At 32.8% G+C, this 13,462-nt stretch carries 18 protein-coding genes; 7 read left to right on the top strand and 11 right to left on the bottom strand.

The genetic code is table 11. The annotated features are described in order from the left end of the window. Positions 1-23 precede the first annotated feature (23 nt). The gene (locus DFR85_RS27320) at positions 24-1,346 is read right to left on the bottom strand and encodes an FAD-binding oxidoreductase (protein ID WP_110271006.1); all 1,323 of its coding nucleotides are present in this window, start codon (positions 1,344-1,346) and stop codon (positions 24-26) included. Between the two features lie 86 nt (positions 1,347-1,432). Between DFR85_RS27320 and DFR85_RS27315 the strand changes: the two genes are divergently transcribed. From DFR85_RS27315 to DFR85_RS27305, 3 genes are read left to right on the top strand one after another with little or no spacing between them, the layout of a single operon-like run. Further along, on the top strand, positions 1,433-1,963 hold the full coding sequence (locus DFR85_RS27315; RefSeq protein WP_110271005.1) for an SLOG cluster 4 domain-containing protein: 531 nt from the start codon (positions 1,433-1,435) through the stop codon (positions 1,961-1,963). Next, entirely contained in the window at positions 1,956-2,528 is a 573-nt protein-coding gene (locus tag DFR85_RS27310) for a hypothetical protein (protein WP_110271004.1), read from the top strand. Before DFR85_RS27315 ends, DFR85_RS27310 begins: the two co-directional genes overlap by 8 nt. Positions 2,529-2,564: 36 nt before the next feature. After that, positions 2,565-3,491, top strand: coding sequence for a sodium:calcium antiporter (locus DFR85_RS27305; protein WP_110271003.1), 927 nt, complete (start codon positions 2,565-2,567; stop codon positions 3,489-3,491). On the opposite strand, the gene DFR85_RS27300 is transcribed toward DFR85_RS27305, so the two are convergent. From DFR85_RS27300 to DFR85_RS27260, 9 genes are all read right to left on the bottom strand, one after another. After that, positions 3,484-3,816 carry a YidH family protein gene (locus DFR85_RS27300; protein ID WP_210433913.1) on the bottom strand — a complete coding sequence of 111 codons (333 nt, stop codon included), beginning with the start codon at positions 3,814-3,816 and terminating at the stop codon, positions 3,484-3,486. The two genes, DFR85_RS27305 and DFR85_RS27300, sit on opposite strands and share 8 nt — an antisense overlap. Before the next feature lie 21 nt (positions 3,817-3,837). After that, entirely contained in the window at positions 3,838-4,746 is a 909-nt protein-coding gene (locus tag DFR85_RS27295; protein ID WP_110271001.1) for a CoB--CoM heterodisulfide reductase iron-sulfur subunit B family protein, read from the bottom strand. Then, on the bottom strand, positions 4,743-5,435 hold the full coding sequence (locus DFR85_RS27290) for a 4Fe-4S dicluster domain-containing protein (protein WP_110271000.1): 693 nt from the start codon (positions 5,433-5,435) through the stop codon (positions 4,743-4,745). Before DFR85_RS27290 ends, DFR85_RS27295 begins: the two co-directional genes overlap by 4 nt. Continuing rightward, positions 5,416-6,108: a hypothetical protein gene (locus DFR85_RS27285; protein ID WP_110271881.1), complete on the bottom strand. Its 693-nt coding sequence runs from the start codon at positions 6,106-6,108 to the stop codon at positions 5,416-5,418. The genes DFR85_RS27290 and DFR85_RS27285 overlap by 20 nt, the downstream gene beginning before the upstream one ends. A gap of 46 nt (positions 6,109-6,154) precedes the next feature. Beyond that, positions 6,155-7,252, bottom strand: coding sequence for a CoB--CoM heterodisulfide reductase iron-sulfur subunit A family protein (locus DFR85_RS27280; RefSeq protein WP_110270999.1), 1,098 nt, complete (start codon positions 7,250-7,252; stop codon positions 6,155-6,157). 63 nt (positions 7,253-7,315) lie between these two features. Next, entirely contained in the window at positions 7,316-8,632 is a 1,317-nt protein-coding gene (locus tag DFR85_RS27275; RefSeq protein ID WP_110270998.1) for a CoB--CoM heterodisulfide reductase iron-sulfur subunit B family protein, read from the bottom strand. Positions 8,633-8,748: 116 nt separating this feature from the next. Continuing rightward, positions 8,749-9,585: a 4Fe-4S dicluster domain-containing protein gene (locus DFR85_RS27270; RefSeq protein WP_110270997.1), complete on the bottom strand. Its 837-nt coding sequence runs from the start codon at positions 9,583-9,585 to the stop codon at positions 8,749-8,751. An 85-nt stretch (positions 9,586-9,670) separates the two neighbouring features. Beyond that, on the bottom strand, positions 9,671-9,913 hold the full coding sequence (locus DFR85_RS27265; RefSeq protein ID WP_110271880.1) for a sulfurtransferase TusA family protein: 243 nt from the start codon (positions 9,911-9,913) through the stop codon (positions 9,671-9,673). A 10-nt stretch (positions 9,914-9,923) separates the two neighbouring features. Then, the gene (locus DFR85_RS27260; RefSeq protein WP_110270996.1) at positions 9,924-10,343 is read right to left on the bottom strand and encodes a DsrE/DsrF/DrsH-like family protein; all 420 of its coding nucleotides are present in this window, start codon (positions 10,341-10,343) and stop codon (positions 9,924-9,926) included. Positions 10,344-10,494: 151 nt separating this feature from the next. Here DFR85_RS27260 and DFR85_RS27255 point away from each other — a divergent pair, with 151 nt between their 5' ends. The 4 genes from DFR85_RS27255 to DFR85_RS27240 are packed head-to-tail and all read left to right on the top strand — an operon-like array spanning position 10,495 to position 13,121. Then, entirely contained in the window at positions 10,495-10,896 is a 402-nt protein-coding gene (locus DFR85_RS27255; RefSeq protein WP_110270995.1) for a DsrE family protein, read from the top strand. Between the two features lie 5 nt (positions 10,897-10,901). Further along, positions 10,902-12,233: a dihydrolipoyl dehydrogenase family protein gene (locus tag DFR85_RS27250; RefSeq protein WP_110270994.1), complete on the top strand. Its 1,332-nt coding sequence runs from the start codon at positions 10,902-10,904 to the stop codon at positions 12,231-12,233. Beyond that, positions 12,223-12,564: a hypothetical protein gene (locus tag DFR85_RS27245; protein ID WP_110270993.1), complete on the top strand. Its 342-nt coding sequence runs from the start codon at positions 12,223-12,225 to the stop codon at positions 12,562-12,564. Before DFR85_RS27250 ends, DFR85_RS27245 begins: the two co-directional genes overlap by 11 nt. Beyond that, positions 12,561-13,121: a thioredoxin family protein gene (locus DFR85_RS27240; RefSeq protein ID WP_110270992.1), complete on the top strand. Its 561-nt coding sequence runs from the start codon at positions 12,561-12,563 to the stop codon at positions 13,119-13,121. The genes DFR85_RS27245 and DFR85_RS27240 overlap by 4 nt, the downstream gene beginning before the upstream one ends. On the opposite strand, the gene DFR85_RS27235 is transcribed toward DFR85_RS27240, so the two are convergent. After that, entirely contained in the window at positions 13,095-13,409 is a 315-nt protein-coding gene (locus tag DFR85_RS27235; protein ID WP_110270991.1) for a PIN domain-containing protein, read from the bottom strand. The two genes, DFR85_RS27240 and DFR85_RS27235, sit on opposite strands and share 27 nt — an antisense overlap. Positions 13,410-13,462 lie beyond the last annotated feature (53 nt).

Raw genomic sequence — 13,462 nt, 5'->3', positions numbered from 1 at the left:
AATAAGAGTAATATCTTAAAAAATTACCTTAATTTATATGCTAGTTCCACATATTTTCCTGGATTCATTATATTGTTAGGATCTATTAGCCCTTTTATTTTATACATTATTTCAAGAACTTCTTCGCCATTATGCGATTTTATTTGCTCTGCCATAACTTTAGCCTTTTGTTCTCCTATTCCATGTTCTCCTGAAACTGAACCTCCTAATTCTATTGCTATTCTTGCTATTTCCTCAAATACCTCTTGGGCATTACTCATTTCGTCAAATAAAATGTTTGGATGAAGATTCCCGTCTCCTATGTGAGAAACTATAGGAAGTTTGATTTTATACTTACTTTCTATTTCTCTTAGCCTCAATATAGCTTCTGGTAATTTAGATACTGGGACTACTATGTCTTCCACAAACATATTCTTTGCTTCCGCTCTAAGTGCTATTGCTGATTGTGCCCTAATAGAATACAGTCTTTCAGCTTCTTCACCTTCTGCAATTATGATCTTTGTTGAGTTATCTCTCAGAATAGCTTTTAGATCTTCTAGATATTTTTCTTCGATAGAAATTAACATTAGACCTCCTTCACTTTCTTCTAATCCTGCATTGAGATTCTTATTAAGCGCCTTAATAACGTTATTATCCATATACTCCGATATTTCAGGAATTATTTTTCCTTTCCTTAAACCTATTATTACATTGGCAGCACTTTCTAAGTCTTTCATGTATGCTAGAACTGTAAGTATTTTTTCTCTAGGTAATGGAGTTATTCTAAACCATATTTCAGTGATTACGCCTAAAGTACCTTCACTGCCTACAAACAGGTTAACTAAATCATATCCTGCTCTATTTTTTCTTAGTGGTTCTCCTAGCTTAACTATATTTCCGTCTGGAAGAACTACCTTTAATGCCAGAACCCAATCTCTAAAAGTTCCATATTTTACTCCTCTCATTCCGCCAGAAGAGTTAGAAGTAGCACCTCCTACTGTACAAAGGAAAAAACTAGCAGGATCTGGAGGTAAGAAAAACCCCTTTTCCATTAATTTTTTGTTTAAAAATTCTAAATTTATTCCAGGCTGAACCCTTACGTACCAATCTACATCATTAATTTCTATAATGTTATTCATATATTTCATATCAATTAAGATACATCCATTACAACTTACTGCTCCAGTAAGACTAGTTCCCGCTCCCCAAACTACTATAGGAATTTTATGATTGTTTGCAAATTTTACTATTTTTGCTACATCATGTTCGTTTTTTGGATAAAAGATAAATGATGGATTAACCTTAAATCCAGAAAAATCTTGTCTTTCCTCTTTAGAATATTCTATTCCTAAACTTTCTATCTCCATGATAATTACTCACATGAAAATTTTAAAAACCTTATATAAAATGACGTGGAAAGATCTTTTTTATTAATAATTATTTAAATCGATATATGCAGATAGCAATAGCTGCTCATAGTGGGGAGTACAATGAGGAAATGAAAATTAAAGTTAAAGAGTTTCTAGAAGGAGTTAGTAATGAATGTAAGAATCCAGTTCTTCTATTAGGAGGATATTGGGGACTAATGAAAGAGGTTGTCGATCAAGCGTGTAATTTAGGTTTAAGAGTAATACTCCTATTGCCAATAGAAAACGAAGACGTTAGTCCGCCAGATAGTGTTATAAAAATAAAGACTGGAATGGAATATAGGGCTAGGTCAATTCCTCTAATAAGATCTAGTGATGCAGTAGTAGCTTTAGGTGGAGGAGTTGGGACTGAAATCGAGATATTAATGGGGTATGGAATGGGAAAACCTGTTTTTGTATTGAGTAACACTGGCTTCAGTACCGACAAACTAATTAAGGCTTTTCCAGATTACTTTGATCATAGAGAGGTAGTAAAAGTTAGTTATATAGATAATCCTAGAGAATTAGCTAAAACTTTATGTTCTTTAAAGAGCAGCGAGACGAAAGATTTTGGGTAAAATATACTGCGTTATATCAAGAATATTTCATCCTTCAATTACTTCAGCAGTAGGTTTTTCTGCTATAGCAATGGCATTTCAATTACGTCTTTCAGTAATAATATTGTTTCTTATATTTTATGGTATTATGCCATATATAATGGTATATTTTCTTAAAATTAAAGGAAAAGTTAGCAACATTTTTGTAACTGAAAGAAAAGAAAGACCACTTATGTTTGCTTTAACTTACCCTTTATATCTAATAGTCCCTTTTTTACTTTATCTTGACAATACTAGGAACATTGTGACCTATTTATCAATATGTTATGCTTTTAATACACTTCTTTTGGCAATAATTACTCTTAAATTTAAGATAAGCTTGCATGAATCAAGTATTGCTGGTATAGTTTCAGCAGTAATTTATATATTCGGGTTTACTTACGTTTTTCTTCTATTTTTACCTTTAATTGTAGGAATATCAAGGATTAAATTAAAGCAACATACATTAGCTCAAGTATTTTTTGCCTTCGTTTTTATAACTTTCCTTACAGTAACTGAGTTATATTTATACTATAACATATTATAGACAAGTATAAAGGGAATATCTTTAAAGATAAAATTAATGGATTTTTATACACTAAGCGTACTAACAGCTATAATAATTGCGTTAGGCTTTGCTTCGGAGTCTTTAGCTAGAGGAACTGAAGAATTAGAGAAAGGTTTAAGCCAAGGAATAGCAGGGGGCTTAGTTTTAGGGTTTCTAACGTCACTGCCTGAAACCATATTTGTTATTGTCGCAATAATAGATAAGAAATATTCAGTAGCTCTAGGATCAGCAATAGGAGGTAACGTCGTATTATTTACATTTGGAATAGGATTAATAGGTCTAGCCTACTTCTTTAAATGGAAATCTAAACTTAGAATGAAAGGAGATTATAAAGTTGAAAATAGATTTCTAATTTTAACAACAATAAGTATGGCATTGATAATAGTTTATGGGAAATTGAATATAATAACTGCTATACCGTTATTTTTCATTTATATATACTATATCTTCTATAGATTAAATAAGAGAGAAAATAGAGAAATTGATAAAATAAATATGAAAAAAGCATTAACGTATTTAAGTATAGGAGCCATAATAATAGTAACGCTTTCTGGTTTTTTTGTAAATTACCTTTATGTAACTGCAAAAGATTTTGGAATCTCTCCAGCTTGGTTAGCTCTAGTAATAACTCCAATAGCGAGTGAATTAGAAGAGAAAATTTCTGCTTTACGCTTAACTTTCGCTAATTCTGAAGGAGGATCTCTAGCCATTGTAAGTTTTATAGGAAGTAAAATAGAGAACGCAACTGTTCTCCTTGGTTTAATTGGCCTTTTTTCCAGTTTTAATCTTAATACTACATTACCAGAAATTATAGCTGCCTTTATAGCCAATATAATAGGACTAGTAACGTTACTAGATGGAAAATTAGGAGCTAAAGAGTCTACTTTCCTAATGATATTATACTTCTTTATGATATATGTTTCCTTTATATTTACTAAATGATTAACAGCGCTAAAACTATAGATATAAGCAGAACTGCTAGTGCAAACATAGCGTTTTCAGTAGTTTTAGGAGTATAAGTGTTCTTAAATAGATCCTTCTCGTTTCTCAAATAATTATAGATCCCATAAGCTATTACGCCTCCCCCTAAAATTATCATTACTTCACCATATGCTACTGATCCACCAATAGATTTCTCACCTTTAAGAATTTCTAAAAACAAAGCAAACTTTGCTATTACAAAACCAAAACCTATTAATGCTATACCAGTTCTTACCCAAGCTAAAAACGTTCTTTCATTAGCGAAATGGTCTGATGGAGAAGTCATAATAAAAAAAGGTTATATTATTTATAAATATCTTTTGAGTACAGACATTGGATTAGTTAGGTTAGCAGTTAGTAGTGCTTCATCAGGACTGTGACCAAATGCAAATGCCATTAGCTGTGTAAAGTATGCTAACGGCATCCTTAATTCTTCACCATATTTTTCTGCAATTTTATTCATATTAGTCTCTATAGCTACGTGTCCTAGTGGGCAATCAGTAACTAATACTTCTGCACCATTTCTCTTAGCCTCCTTTAATATTCTGGCTTCTAAATGAATTGACGTTGGAGCGTCAGAATATACATGCGGGCCTCCACAACACATGGTTTTAGCTTCAAATGGAACCACTTCAGCACCTAAAGCTTTCAATAGCTCATCCATAAATATTGGTCTCTCTGGATCGTCTTTTAGCTTCATGTAGCCAGTAAGAGTATATGCTTTGGGCCTTGTATATAGACAACCGTAATATGGAGCTACTTTAAGTCCTTCTAGTGGTCTCTTAACTCTAGATTTTATTCCTTCTGGGCCTACTGTGTTGTAGAAGAATTCTACAGCATGAATCATTAATAATTGATTATCGTAAGATTTTTCTCCCATTTTTTCTAAGTATGCATTAACTTTAGCTGCTAATTTAGGATATCTTGTCATAAAGTATTGAGTTCTAGATAATGAGTAATGACATCCTGGACAAGCTGACATTATAGCATTAGCTCCCATATTTCTAGCTAATGATAGATTTCTAGCAGGAAGTAAGAGTCCAGCCATAGTATTTACGTTCTTAACTTCTAACGCTCCACAACAGTTATAATCTTCAATTTTTTCGTATTCTAACCCTAGATCTTGAGCTACTAATTTTAATGATACTTCGTATCCTTTGCCTAGTCCATCTAATGCGCAGCCTGGATAGAACGCTACTTTACCATATGTGCTCATTCTGGTTTCACCTCCTCTTTCATTGCTTCTTCTAATACTGGTTTTATCTTATCCCAATTCTTTACTCTATTTGGTTTCATTAAATCTTTAATTAACCCAGATTTTAATAATGGACCTGTCATTGTAAGTAGATCCTTTATACTTAATGTCACGAATCCTGCTTTGGCTGATGCTCCACCAAGAATAAGTTCGGATATTCTTCCTCCATTTTTCATAACGGCGTCAAGGAATAGTTCGTCAAAAACTGTTCCTGGATCTGTTTTTACTAACCCATGTTTTAACATGTAATTATGAATAGAATGAACCACTTCTTCTACTAGAACTCCCTTTGGACATCTATGAGTACATTTTTGGCACGATACACATCTCCATAAGCTATCTTGTAGTTCTATGAGACTCTGCTTATCACCTTTTCTTGCTAAATCAATAAAACGTCTAGGACTATAGTTAGGATCATATTCTCTCATGGTACATCCAGAAGTACATGTACCGCACTGCCAGCATAAGGATATAGTATTACCTTCCACAGTATCCGCTATTTCGTCCCATACTGAAGGATCGTAGCCTGTCTGTGTTCTCTCTATCATGAATGCGTTCCATGTCCCGTCAAGCTCTACTCCATCTATTACTACCTTATTTTTTTCAATTAAACCTTTAATTATGGGTTTTTCAAGTTCGGGTATTGGCAAGTTTGATCACCTTAAGATATGGTTTAAGGCCCAAAACAAGGGCCGTAGTAGTTAAATGAGTTGGAATTAATCCCGCGGCTTTCTTATCTACCGCGAGATGTGTAGTGTAATCTAAATATCTTACGTATGAATAAACCAAAAAAACAGATGTAACATAATAATTATCTGAGTGAAGACCAAATATATCTAAAACTTTCTTTAATTCGTCTATTGATGTCCAAAAATCTTCCTCGCCATTTATTTTTACTTCGTCTTTTAATACATAATTTATTGATCCAGAATTTCTTTTCTTATTCCATATCCATCTAGTCCATAATGGATACTTCTCTGGTTCTAAGAAATGTATTATTTCTTTAGCCATGTCTTCTATGTCTTCTCTTTCTCCTCCATTAACTTTGGAAAGGAAAGACGAAACCCTCTCATTATAGCTCTTGTTATCATCTTTAAGTTCGTTAAATGCTTGACTAATTTGTGGCAAAGGAGTTTTTGATATAACGTCAGTATAATGTTTTTTAGCATAAAAAACTGAATCAAATACCTTTCTAACGTCTGACTCTGTTTTTATATCTAATTTTCTCAATTCTTCCGATTTAATTTTCATAGCCTGAAGGATTGTTTCTAGAGACTTTTTTGCGTCTCCAGAAACAGTGTTATTTACATCTACCTCTAACATAGCATTATAAATTTCCCTAACATAGTCAATATTCAAAAAACTAAGGCTAATGTTGTGCCACCTCAATTTTTCTCTTGGCGAAATCTGAGTCTTCCCAGATACCCTTTGTTACGTATTCATATGCTTTCATAGCTGCTGCAGAACCTTCTGTTATAGAATCAGAAATTGTTTTAGGACCAGTTAATGCTCCAGCTAAGAATATTCCTTTCTTAGTGGATTGTACTGGTAATCTGTCTGGGTCTAATGGTTTTATAAATCCATGTTCCTCGAATTCTAGGCCTAAAGCTTTAGCTACTTGTTTTGATCCTAAACCTAATTCCATTCCGTTAGCTAAGATAACCATATCGTATGGAACTACTAGGGCTCTATTCAAATTCATAGTATCTTCTCCCTTTATTATTACAGTATCGTTTGGTCCTCTCATAAACTCTGAAATTCTACCCCTTATGTAACCTACTCTGTACTCTAACTGTGATTTCCAATATAGCTTATCTTCCATTAAACCATATGTCCTTATATCCATGTAGTAAATATGAACTACTGCATCTGGTATTCTTTCCTTTATTTCCATAGCTTGCTTTACTGATACTGCACAACATACTCTAGAACAGTATGTATTCCCTACTGTTGCATCCCTTGAACCTACACAGAGTAATATAGCTACTCTTTTAGGTGGAGTTCCTTTTGTAGTTACAAGTTTGTTTTCTGAAAGCATCCTTTCTATATCTGAAATTTGATATATATTAGGAACTATACCATAACCATATTCATATTTTCTTCTAGAATCAAAATGTTCAAAACCAGATGCGGCTATTATAGCGTTAACTTTTTCTGATGTTATCTTTCCTGTTTTATCTTTTATTGAAACTGTAAAGCCTTTGTCTTCCTGCTTTACTCCATCAACTATGCTTTCCATGTAAGTCTTTATTTTGCTTTCTTGAACAGTCTTTATCATAGGATCTAAAACTTCTGAGGCTGGTCTAAGTTCTGGAAATAGGAGACTATATTTTAATTTTTTAGGTGTTCCTCCAAGATACGATTCTTTCTCTACTAATACTACGTCAACTCCCATATTTGTTAATTCCTTTGTAGCTGAAAGACCTGCTGGACCAGATCCAATCACGAGAACTTTTTCATTTACCAATCAAATTCACCTACCTATTTATTTTTAATAAATTTAATTAAAAAGATTTACTTTAACTATGTTTTACTTTTGTATTTGTTGTCCTTTATACCACTTTACTCTTTCTGGAACTGCTATGTAGAAGTCAATCTTCCTGTGAGGAGTATATAGATACTGTGGCTCTGCTTTCCCTTCTCTTAAATCTGATAAGTATTGTATAAATTTCTCCTTATAATCATCTACTGGAACTCCTATTTTTCTCATAAAGCTTTCTACATCTGTAGCGTGCCAGTGAACTTGTGCTATTGTATAAGGATCTGCTCCCATCGCTATTGCTGCAAATTGAGCGTCAGCTAAGACTGGTAAATTATAATTAAATCCATGTGCTTTTCCTGCCCATTGACTCTTATCTAATGTAGTAACACAGCCTGTATCAGAAGTTACGAATACATCTGCATGAGCTTCTTCTACTGCAGGAATTACTTTCTTGAATAATGCAAAACTTCTTGAAAACTCTCTTTCAGTTAATATATGTCTAAATCCGAATCCACAGCAATCCCACCATGTTGAGTAATCAACTAGTTTAGCGCCGAAATTCTGAACTGTTCCACTAGGTGCTGCAGGTCTTCTTCCTTGAAATACTTCTGGATCGTATATAGTATCCTCTGGGACTAATTTGTAAACATGGCAAGGTGTATGAACTGCCGCTTTTATACCGCTTAGATCATATTTCTTTTGTTGTGCGGCTTTCTTGCTCATAGTGAATAACCATTCAGAGTAATGTACTACTTCTTCAGGAACTACTATATCCATATCCAATTTTCTCATAATTGGCCTTAATTTATCCCTTACCTCTTTATGTAAAACTATCATATTTCTTACTTCTTTATAATGTCCAAAAGAGGTCCCGCAATGAATTAAAGGATAATATCCAGTTTCATATGCTCTCCACATATTTCTTACATAAACTCCTGCTAACGCTACAGGATTTGAGGCACCAGAAGCATGATAATTCCATCCAGTACACGAAGTTTGGTGTGGCTCGTCTAGATAATCTACTTCCATCTTATTCATCATCCAAAATACGGATGTAGGATAACCAGGTATATGGCCACATTGTCCACAACTCTTATGATGCCATAATTTATTTGTAGGTATGACCTTTGGAGTGCCATTTAGCGATTGCATCTTAACTGGGTCGTTATAAGGCTTTATATGGTGAACTATTATTTCTCCTTCATCCTCTAATTTGTATAATTCTTCCTTAACATGTTGTAACCCGTGAGGTGTACTATACCTATAAATAATCCTTTGATAAACTTCGTTCCAGTCAGTAGTATCTGCCATCGGGAAGGCGTCTTTTATCCCTTCCTGAATCTTTTTATCTACTTGTTCACTCATGTGTATAACCCTATATATATGTAGGTTTTTTTGGCATAAAAACTTTACTTATTAAAGAAGCTATTTAATTATTTAAAAAATTACAAAAATTTTTGAATTCTCAAAAAAAAGTTAATTTATAAGTCTAACCAACTATCTGGTAATTCGTCTTCTTTAAGTTCTCCTTTCTGCCATTTTTCCTTGATTTCTTCTAGTTGGGCTTTTCTATCTTCATAGATATCCATTATCATGTCATAAAGATCTGGATCTACTCCTTTTATAGAATCCATAACTCCAGATTCTATCATTATTGTCATCATTTCTACAGAGGTCTGTAGAGAAGGATGCCAACCTACATCAGTTCTCTGCATTAAATCTACTGGGATAGCTTTCCTATACACGTCCATATTTTTAGATTCTTCTACTGCTTGAGGACCCCAATCTGGAAATGCTTCTGGTTGTATCATATCTGGCGTTACTTGATTGCCAAGTGTCATTACAGTATAAAGCACTCTTCTATAAGGTGCTAATATTTCCTTAGCAGATGGAAGAGCGAACTGCACAGCGTATTCTCTCAATAACATTATTAACCCAGCAATTTCATTATTGAATGGACATCTCATAGAACAAGTATAGCACTGCACACATGCCCAAACTTTCTTATTTGTGAATTCCCATATTTTGTCTGCTTCATCCCTCATCATATACTGAATCATTTCTCTTGGTCCAAAATCATAGAACTTTGCTGCGGGGCAACCAGAAGTACAAACACCGCAGTTAAGACAACCTCTTAAATCTTCATTAAATCTGAAATCCGACTTAACTGCTTTCCAGAACTTTTCTGCTATTTCTTTATCCTCTGGCTTTAAAGAATCTAAATTTCTTATTTCTTCTGGTAAAGCTCCTTGCTCAGCGTAGGCCATATCAAGAAATCTTGGATCATCAGGAAGTTGCAATACTTTACTCTGAGACATTTCTATTACCAGATTTATGTTAGAAGAAGGAACTTATAAATTTTATTAAAAAATATCTTAAATAAAATAAGTTAGCATGAGTTAATTATTTAACTCTCTTAATGAGTATTCTTGTTATTCCGCCTTGCTGTTGTATATCTAGTATTTGTTGACCAGTCCTTCTTGCCCATGCTTCTATATCTGGCTTTGCTGCAGGATCTGTAGCTAAAACTTCTAGAACTTCCCCTACATTTATTTGCTTTATACCTTTAGCTGTTTCCATAACTGGACCAGGACAATACATTCCCTTTAGATCTAATGTTTTTGCAATTTTAGTTTCTTGACTCATCTTCTTCACCTCAGATAAATAATGTAATTCCTCCTTCTGCTCTATCTAAAAATGTCGCCACGCCTGCTACATCATCTACAAAGTCAGCCAGATCTTCTTTTTTAATTCCGAAGAATTCCATCGTAGTAGAACACGCTATAACTTTAACTTCGCCTACTTCTTTTGCTTGTTGTATTAGTTGAACCCAACTTGGAAATTTCATTTCTTGCATTCTTTGCATCATAACAGAACCGAATTGTTCATAATTCTTATCAATAGGTTGCATTTGTTCAAGTGATTTCTTAGTTATTGAATTTAATCCCCAAAACGTGAAGAATAGATTAACTTCATATCCAGAAGCAGCAGCTCCACTAGCTAGTATTCCAACTGGCATTAGTTTATCTATAGTTCCAGAAAATACGATTATGGATAGTTTCTTGTTACTGGACACTTTTTCACCAAAATCTACTTTCTCTTAAAAATATTTAAGCTTTATGCTATTCCTTAATTATTTAAAAAAAGTTAAAAAAAGATCAAGATCTTAGGTAAATATTTTTGATAAAAAATATAAGTAAGCTAAATAAATATAATGTTGATGAGAAATGTCCCAAACTACAGCTGAATCTCAAGAAAGTGAGCAAAAAAAGAAAATATTAATAGTAGTAACACATGGACCGGAGGATCTAGATAGAACTTATGCTCCATTATTTATGGCTTCTATTTCCGCTTCTATGGAATATGAAACTTCAGTATTCTTCATGATAAAGGGACCATTATTACTTTCCAAAAAATGGCAAGAAGATGAAAGAAAGAAAGGAGGAAATCCATTCATACACTTCTTCGATATGGCAAAAGACAACGGAGTTAAAATGTATGTCTGCGTGCAAAGTCTTAAAGATATGTGCCATATGAATGAAACAGATGTAGTAGACGGAATAGAACTAGTAGGAGGATCAACACTAATAGACTTAACTTTAGATGCTGATAGAACATTATTCTTCTGATTGGCATGCATTATGATGTTGTAGTGCTTGGCGGAGGATCGGCTGGATATGTTGCAGGTAGTATATTAGCTCGTAATAATCTAAAAGTAGCTGTAATAGAGAAAAAAGCATTCGGAGGAGTATGCGTTAACTCTGGATGTGTCCCTAGCATTTTTTTATCAGATATTTCTTTTCTTTTTTCTAGATTAGAAGAGTTAGGAAATTATAAAGGACTAAATATTTCGATATCTAAGGATAATTTCTTTAAAAAGAGAGACGAAATAATAAATTATCTTTCAGATGCAGGAAGGAAATTAATAGAAGACGCTGGAGGAGATACTTTTATAGGAGAAGGAAAAATCAATGGAGATAAAGAAATAGAAGTAAATGGTGAAAAAATAGGATTTGAAAAGCTAATTATTGCTACTGGATCTTCTTCTGTACCCCCGCAAATAGATGGAATAGATTACGCAATAAGTGAGGACGAAGCTGTAAATCTTCATGAGATACCTTCAAGTATGGTAGTAATAGGTGGAGGATATGCAGGAACAGAGATAGCCCAAATATTTGCTAGACTTGGTAGTAATGTAACGCTAATAACTAGAGGTAAGATACTTAAGGAAATAACTGAAGATGCTAGAAATATTTTACTAGACAGTTTTGATTGGGATAATATTCAGATTTATGAGAATACTGAGATAAAACATATAAAAGATGAAAAAGTGATTACTAATAAAGGAGAATTTAAAGGAGAAATAATTGTTTATGCTACTGGAAGAAAACCTAATTTTCCTTATGGTTTAGAGTTACTTGGGGTCAAATCTTTTTCAAATGGTATAGAGGTTAATAATAACATGGAGACTGATAATCCAAGAGTACATGCTATAGGAGACGTTATTGATAAAGAAAAAAAAGTTGCACATGCTGCAATGTCTGAAGGAATGATTGCAGCTTTAGACATATTGGGGATAAAGGAAACTATAGATTACAATTCAATCCCACAAGTAATTTACACTGATCCTCAAATTGGTATTGTAGGAAATATCAGCGATGTATCAAAAATAAATAAGTTCCCCATAACAGCTACTACCAGAGCTACAATAAGTGGATTTAGAGAAGGATATGCTAAAATAGGTATAGATAATTCTGGAAAAATAGTATATGGCGAAATAGTATCGAATATAGCAGAGGAATTAATAAATATATTATCCTTAGCAATAAGAGAAAAAATGAATATAAAAGATTTAATTTTTTCGTCTTTTATTCACCCATCACTTTCTGAAGCAATTATTAATTGTGCGAGAAGTTTCTATAATTTAGATGTAGATAGATTTAAGGGTATGAAAAATGAGTCTTGAAGATTATATAAATAAAAAAGGATTTAGCATTAAAAAAGAAGAAGATAGACTTAGGATTAATATGGGAGATTATGAATTTTATATTGATAACCTTTCCATAATCTTTCCAGTTCCTTTACCTACTGGAAACGAAAGCCTTGATGATTTAGTGAACATGGGAATAAAATATGCTAGAGCTTCTAGATTAGTTCAAGGTCTTGGATCTCCTGTTGAGTATACAATTAATGGCTCAGAATTGGATATAATAAAAAAATTTAATAATAGAGAAGATCTTGAAAGAAAGCTAATCAAATCTATGGAAGGAATAGAGAGCTTGAGGTATTTCTTATGAGTTATGAGCAAATTATTAGGCAATATCTTACTGCAATTCATGAAATAACTTTAGAGTATTGTGATGCAGATGATTTTATATCATATTTTCTTGACGGTAATATAGAATTAAGGAAAATAGAATGCAAAAAACCTTTAATAATAGTTAGAAAAAATGACAGAATTTTCTTCTCTTACTATGGTATTCCTGAAATAAATGAATTATGGCCATTTCTAAACGCTCTTGTACGAATATCTAATAATAAAGTTCAGTTAGAGCCTTCAGAAAGAGATATAGCGGTAACAATTTCTGGAAATATAAAGTTATTTGTAACTCCAGACTGTACAAAATGTCCAATAGCTGCAGAACTATTATATCAATTACCAATCATAAATGAAAAGATAAGTCTTGAAATCATAGATATTACAACTTACGCTGAACTTGGAGAAAAATATAGAGTACTAAGTGTACCTAAAATAGTTCTAAACGATAAGATAGAGTTGCCAGGTAGTTTTCCTCCAAATATATTATTAAAAATGTTAGCCAAGTCTTCAAATAAGGATAACGCTAATGCCTAATTTTTCAGCTTCCTCTTTTATTTTCGTGTCACTTGCTATGAGTGTAGCTTTTAAATCTCTAGCTACTAGGATAGCCTCAGACTCAGTAATTGAAAGGTTAGAAACTTGATAAGGTTTATGAGAATATGCCATGACTTTTATTCCTAAATCTAATATTTTATCTATATTAATATTATTAGATAATGCATAACTTACCCCATAAGTTGTTATTATAATTTTATCACTATTGAATTTTTTGATTATTTCATCTATCTTATTAAATGCTGAAGGAGAGATTACTAATATCACAGTGATCCCTCATTATAAAAATTTAAAACGTTAACTCAAAACCTTTTAACGTT

This window comes from Acidianus brierleyi (assembly GCF_003201835.2).
Taxonomy (GTDB): domain Archaea; phylum Thermoproteota; class Thermoprotei_A; order Sulfolobales; family Sulfolobaceae; genus Aramenus; species Aramenus brierleyi.
Note: the sequence above shows the minus strand (reverse complement) of the source record. Positions and strands in the feature narration are given on the sequence as shown.

Bases quoted from the DNA above. Each gene is read 5' to 3' on its own strand.
- DFR85_RS27320 (WP_110271006.1), bottom strand. From the start codon at position 1,346: ATGGAGATAGAAAGTTTAGGAATAGAATATTCTAAAGAGGAAAGACAA.
- DFR85_RS27315 (WP_110271005.1), top strand. From the start codon at position 1,433: ATGCAGATAGCAATAGCTGCTCATAGTGGGGAGTACAATGAGGAAATG.
- DFR85_RS27305 (WP_110271003.1), top strand. From the start codon at position 2,565: ATGGATTTTTATACACTAAGCGTACTAACAGCTATAATAATTGCGTTA.
- DFR85_RS27300 (WP_210433913.1), bottom strand. From the start codon at position 3,816: ATGACTTCTCCATCAGACCATTTCGCTAATGAAAGAACGTTTTTAGCT.
- DFR85_RS27295 (WP_110271001.1), bottom strand. From the start codon at position 4,746: ATGAGCACATATGGTAAAGTAGCGTTCTATCCAGGCTGCGCATTAGAT.
- DFR85_RS27285 (WP_110271881.1), bottom strand. From the start codon at position 6,108: ATGTTAGAGGTAGATGTAAATAACACTGTTTCTGGAGACGCAAAAAAG.
- DFR85_RS27275 (WP_110270998.1), bottom strand. From the start codon at position 8,632: ATGAGTGAACAAGTAGATAAAAAGATTCAGGAAGGGATAAAAGACGCC.
- DFR85_RS27270 (WP_110270997.1), bottom strand. From the start codon at position 9,585: ATGTCTCAGAGTAAAGTATTGCAACTTCCTGATGATCCAAGATTTCTT.
- DFR85_RS27265 (WP_110271880.1), bottom strand. From the start codon at position 9,913: ATGAGTCAAGAAACTAAAATTGCAAAAACATTAGATCTAAAGGGAATG.
- DFR85_RS27255 (WP_110270995.1), top strand. From the start codon at position 10,495: ATGTCCCAAACTACAGCTGAATCTCAAGAAAGTGAGCAAAAAAAGAAA.
- DFR85_RS27250 (WP_110270994.1), top strand. From the start codon at position 10,902: ATGCATTATGATGTTGTAGTGCTTGGCGGAGGATCGGCTGGATATGTT.
- DFR85_RS27245 (WP_110270993.1), top strand. From the start codon at position 12,223: ATGAGTCTTGAAGATTATATAAATAAAAAAGGATTTAGCATTAAAAAA.
- DFR85_RS27240 (WP_110270992.1), top strand. From the start codon at position 12,561: ATGAGTTATGAGCAAATTATTAGGCAATATCTTACTGCAATTCATGAA.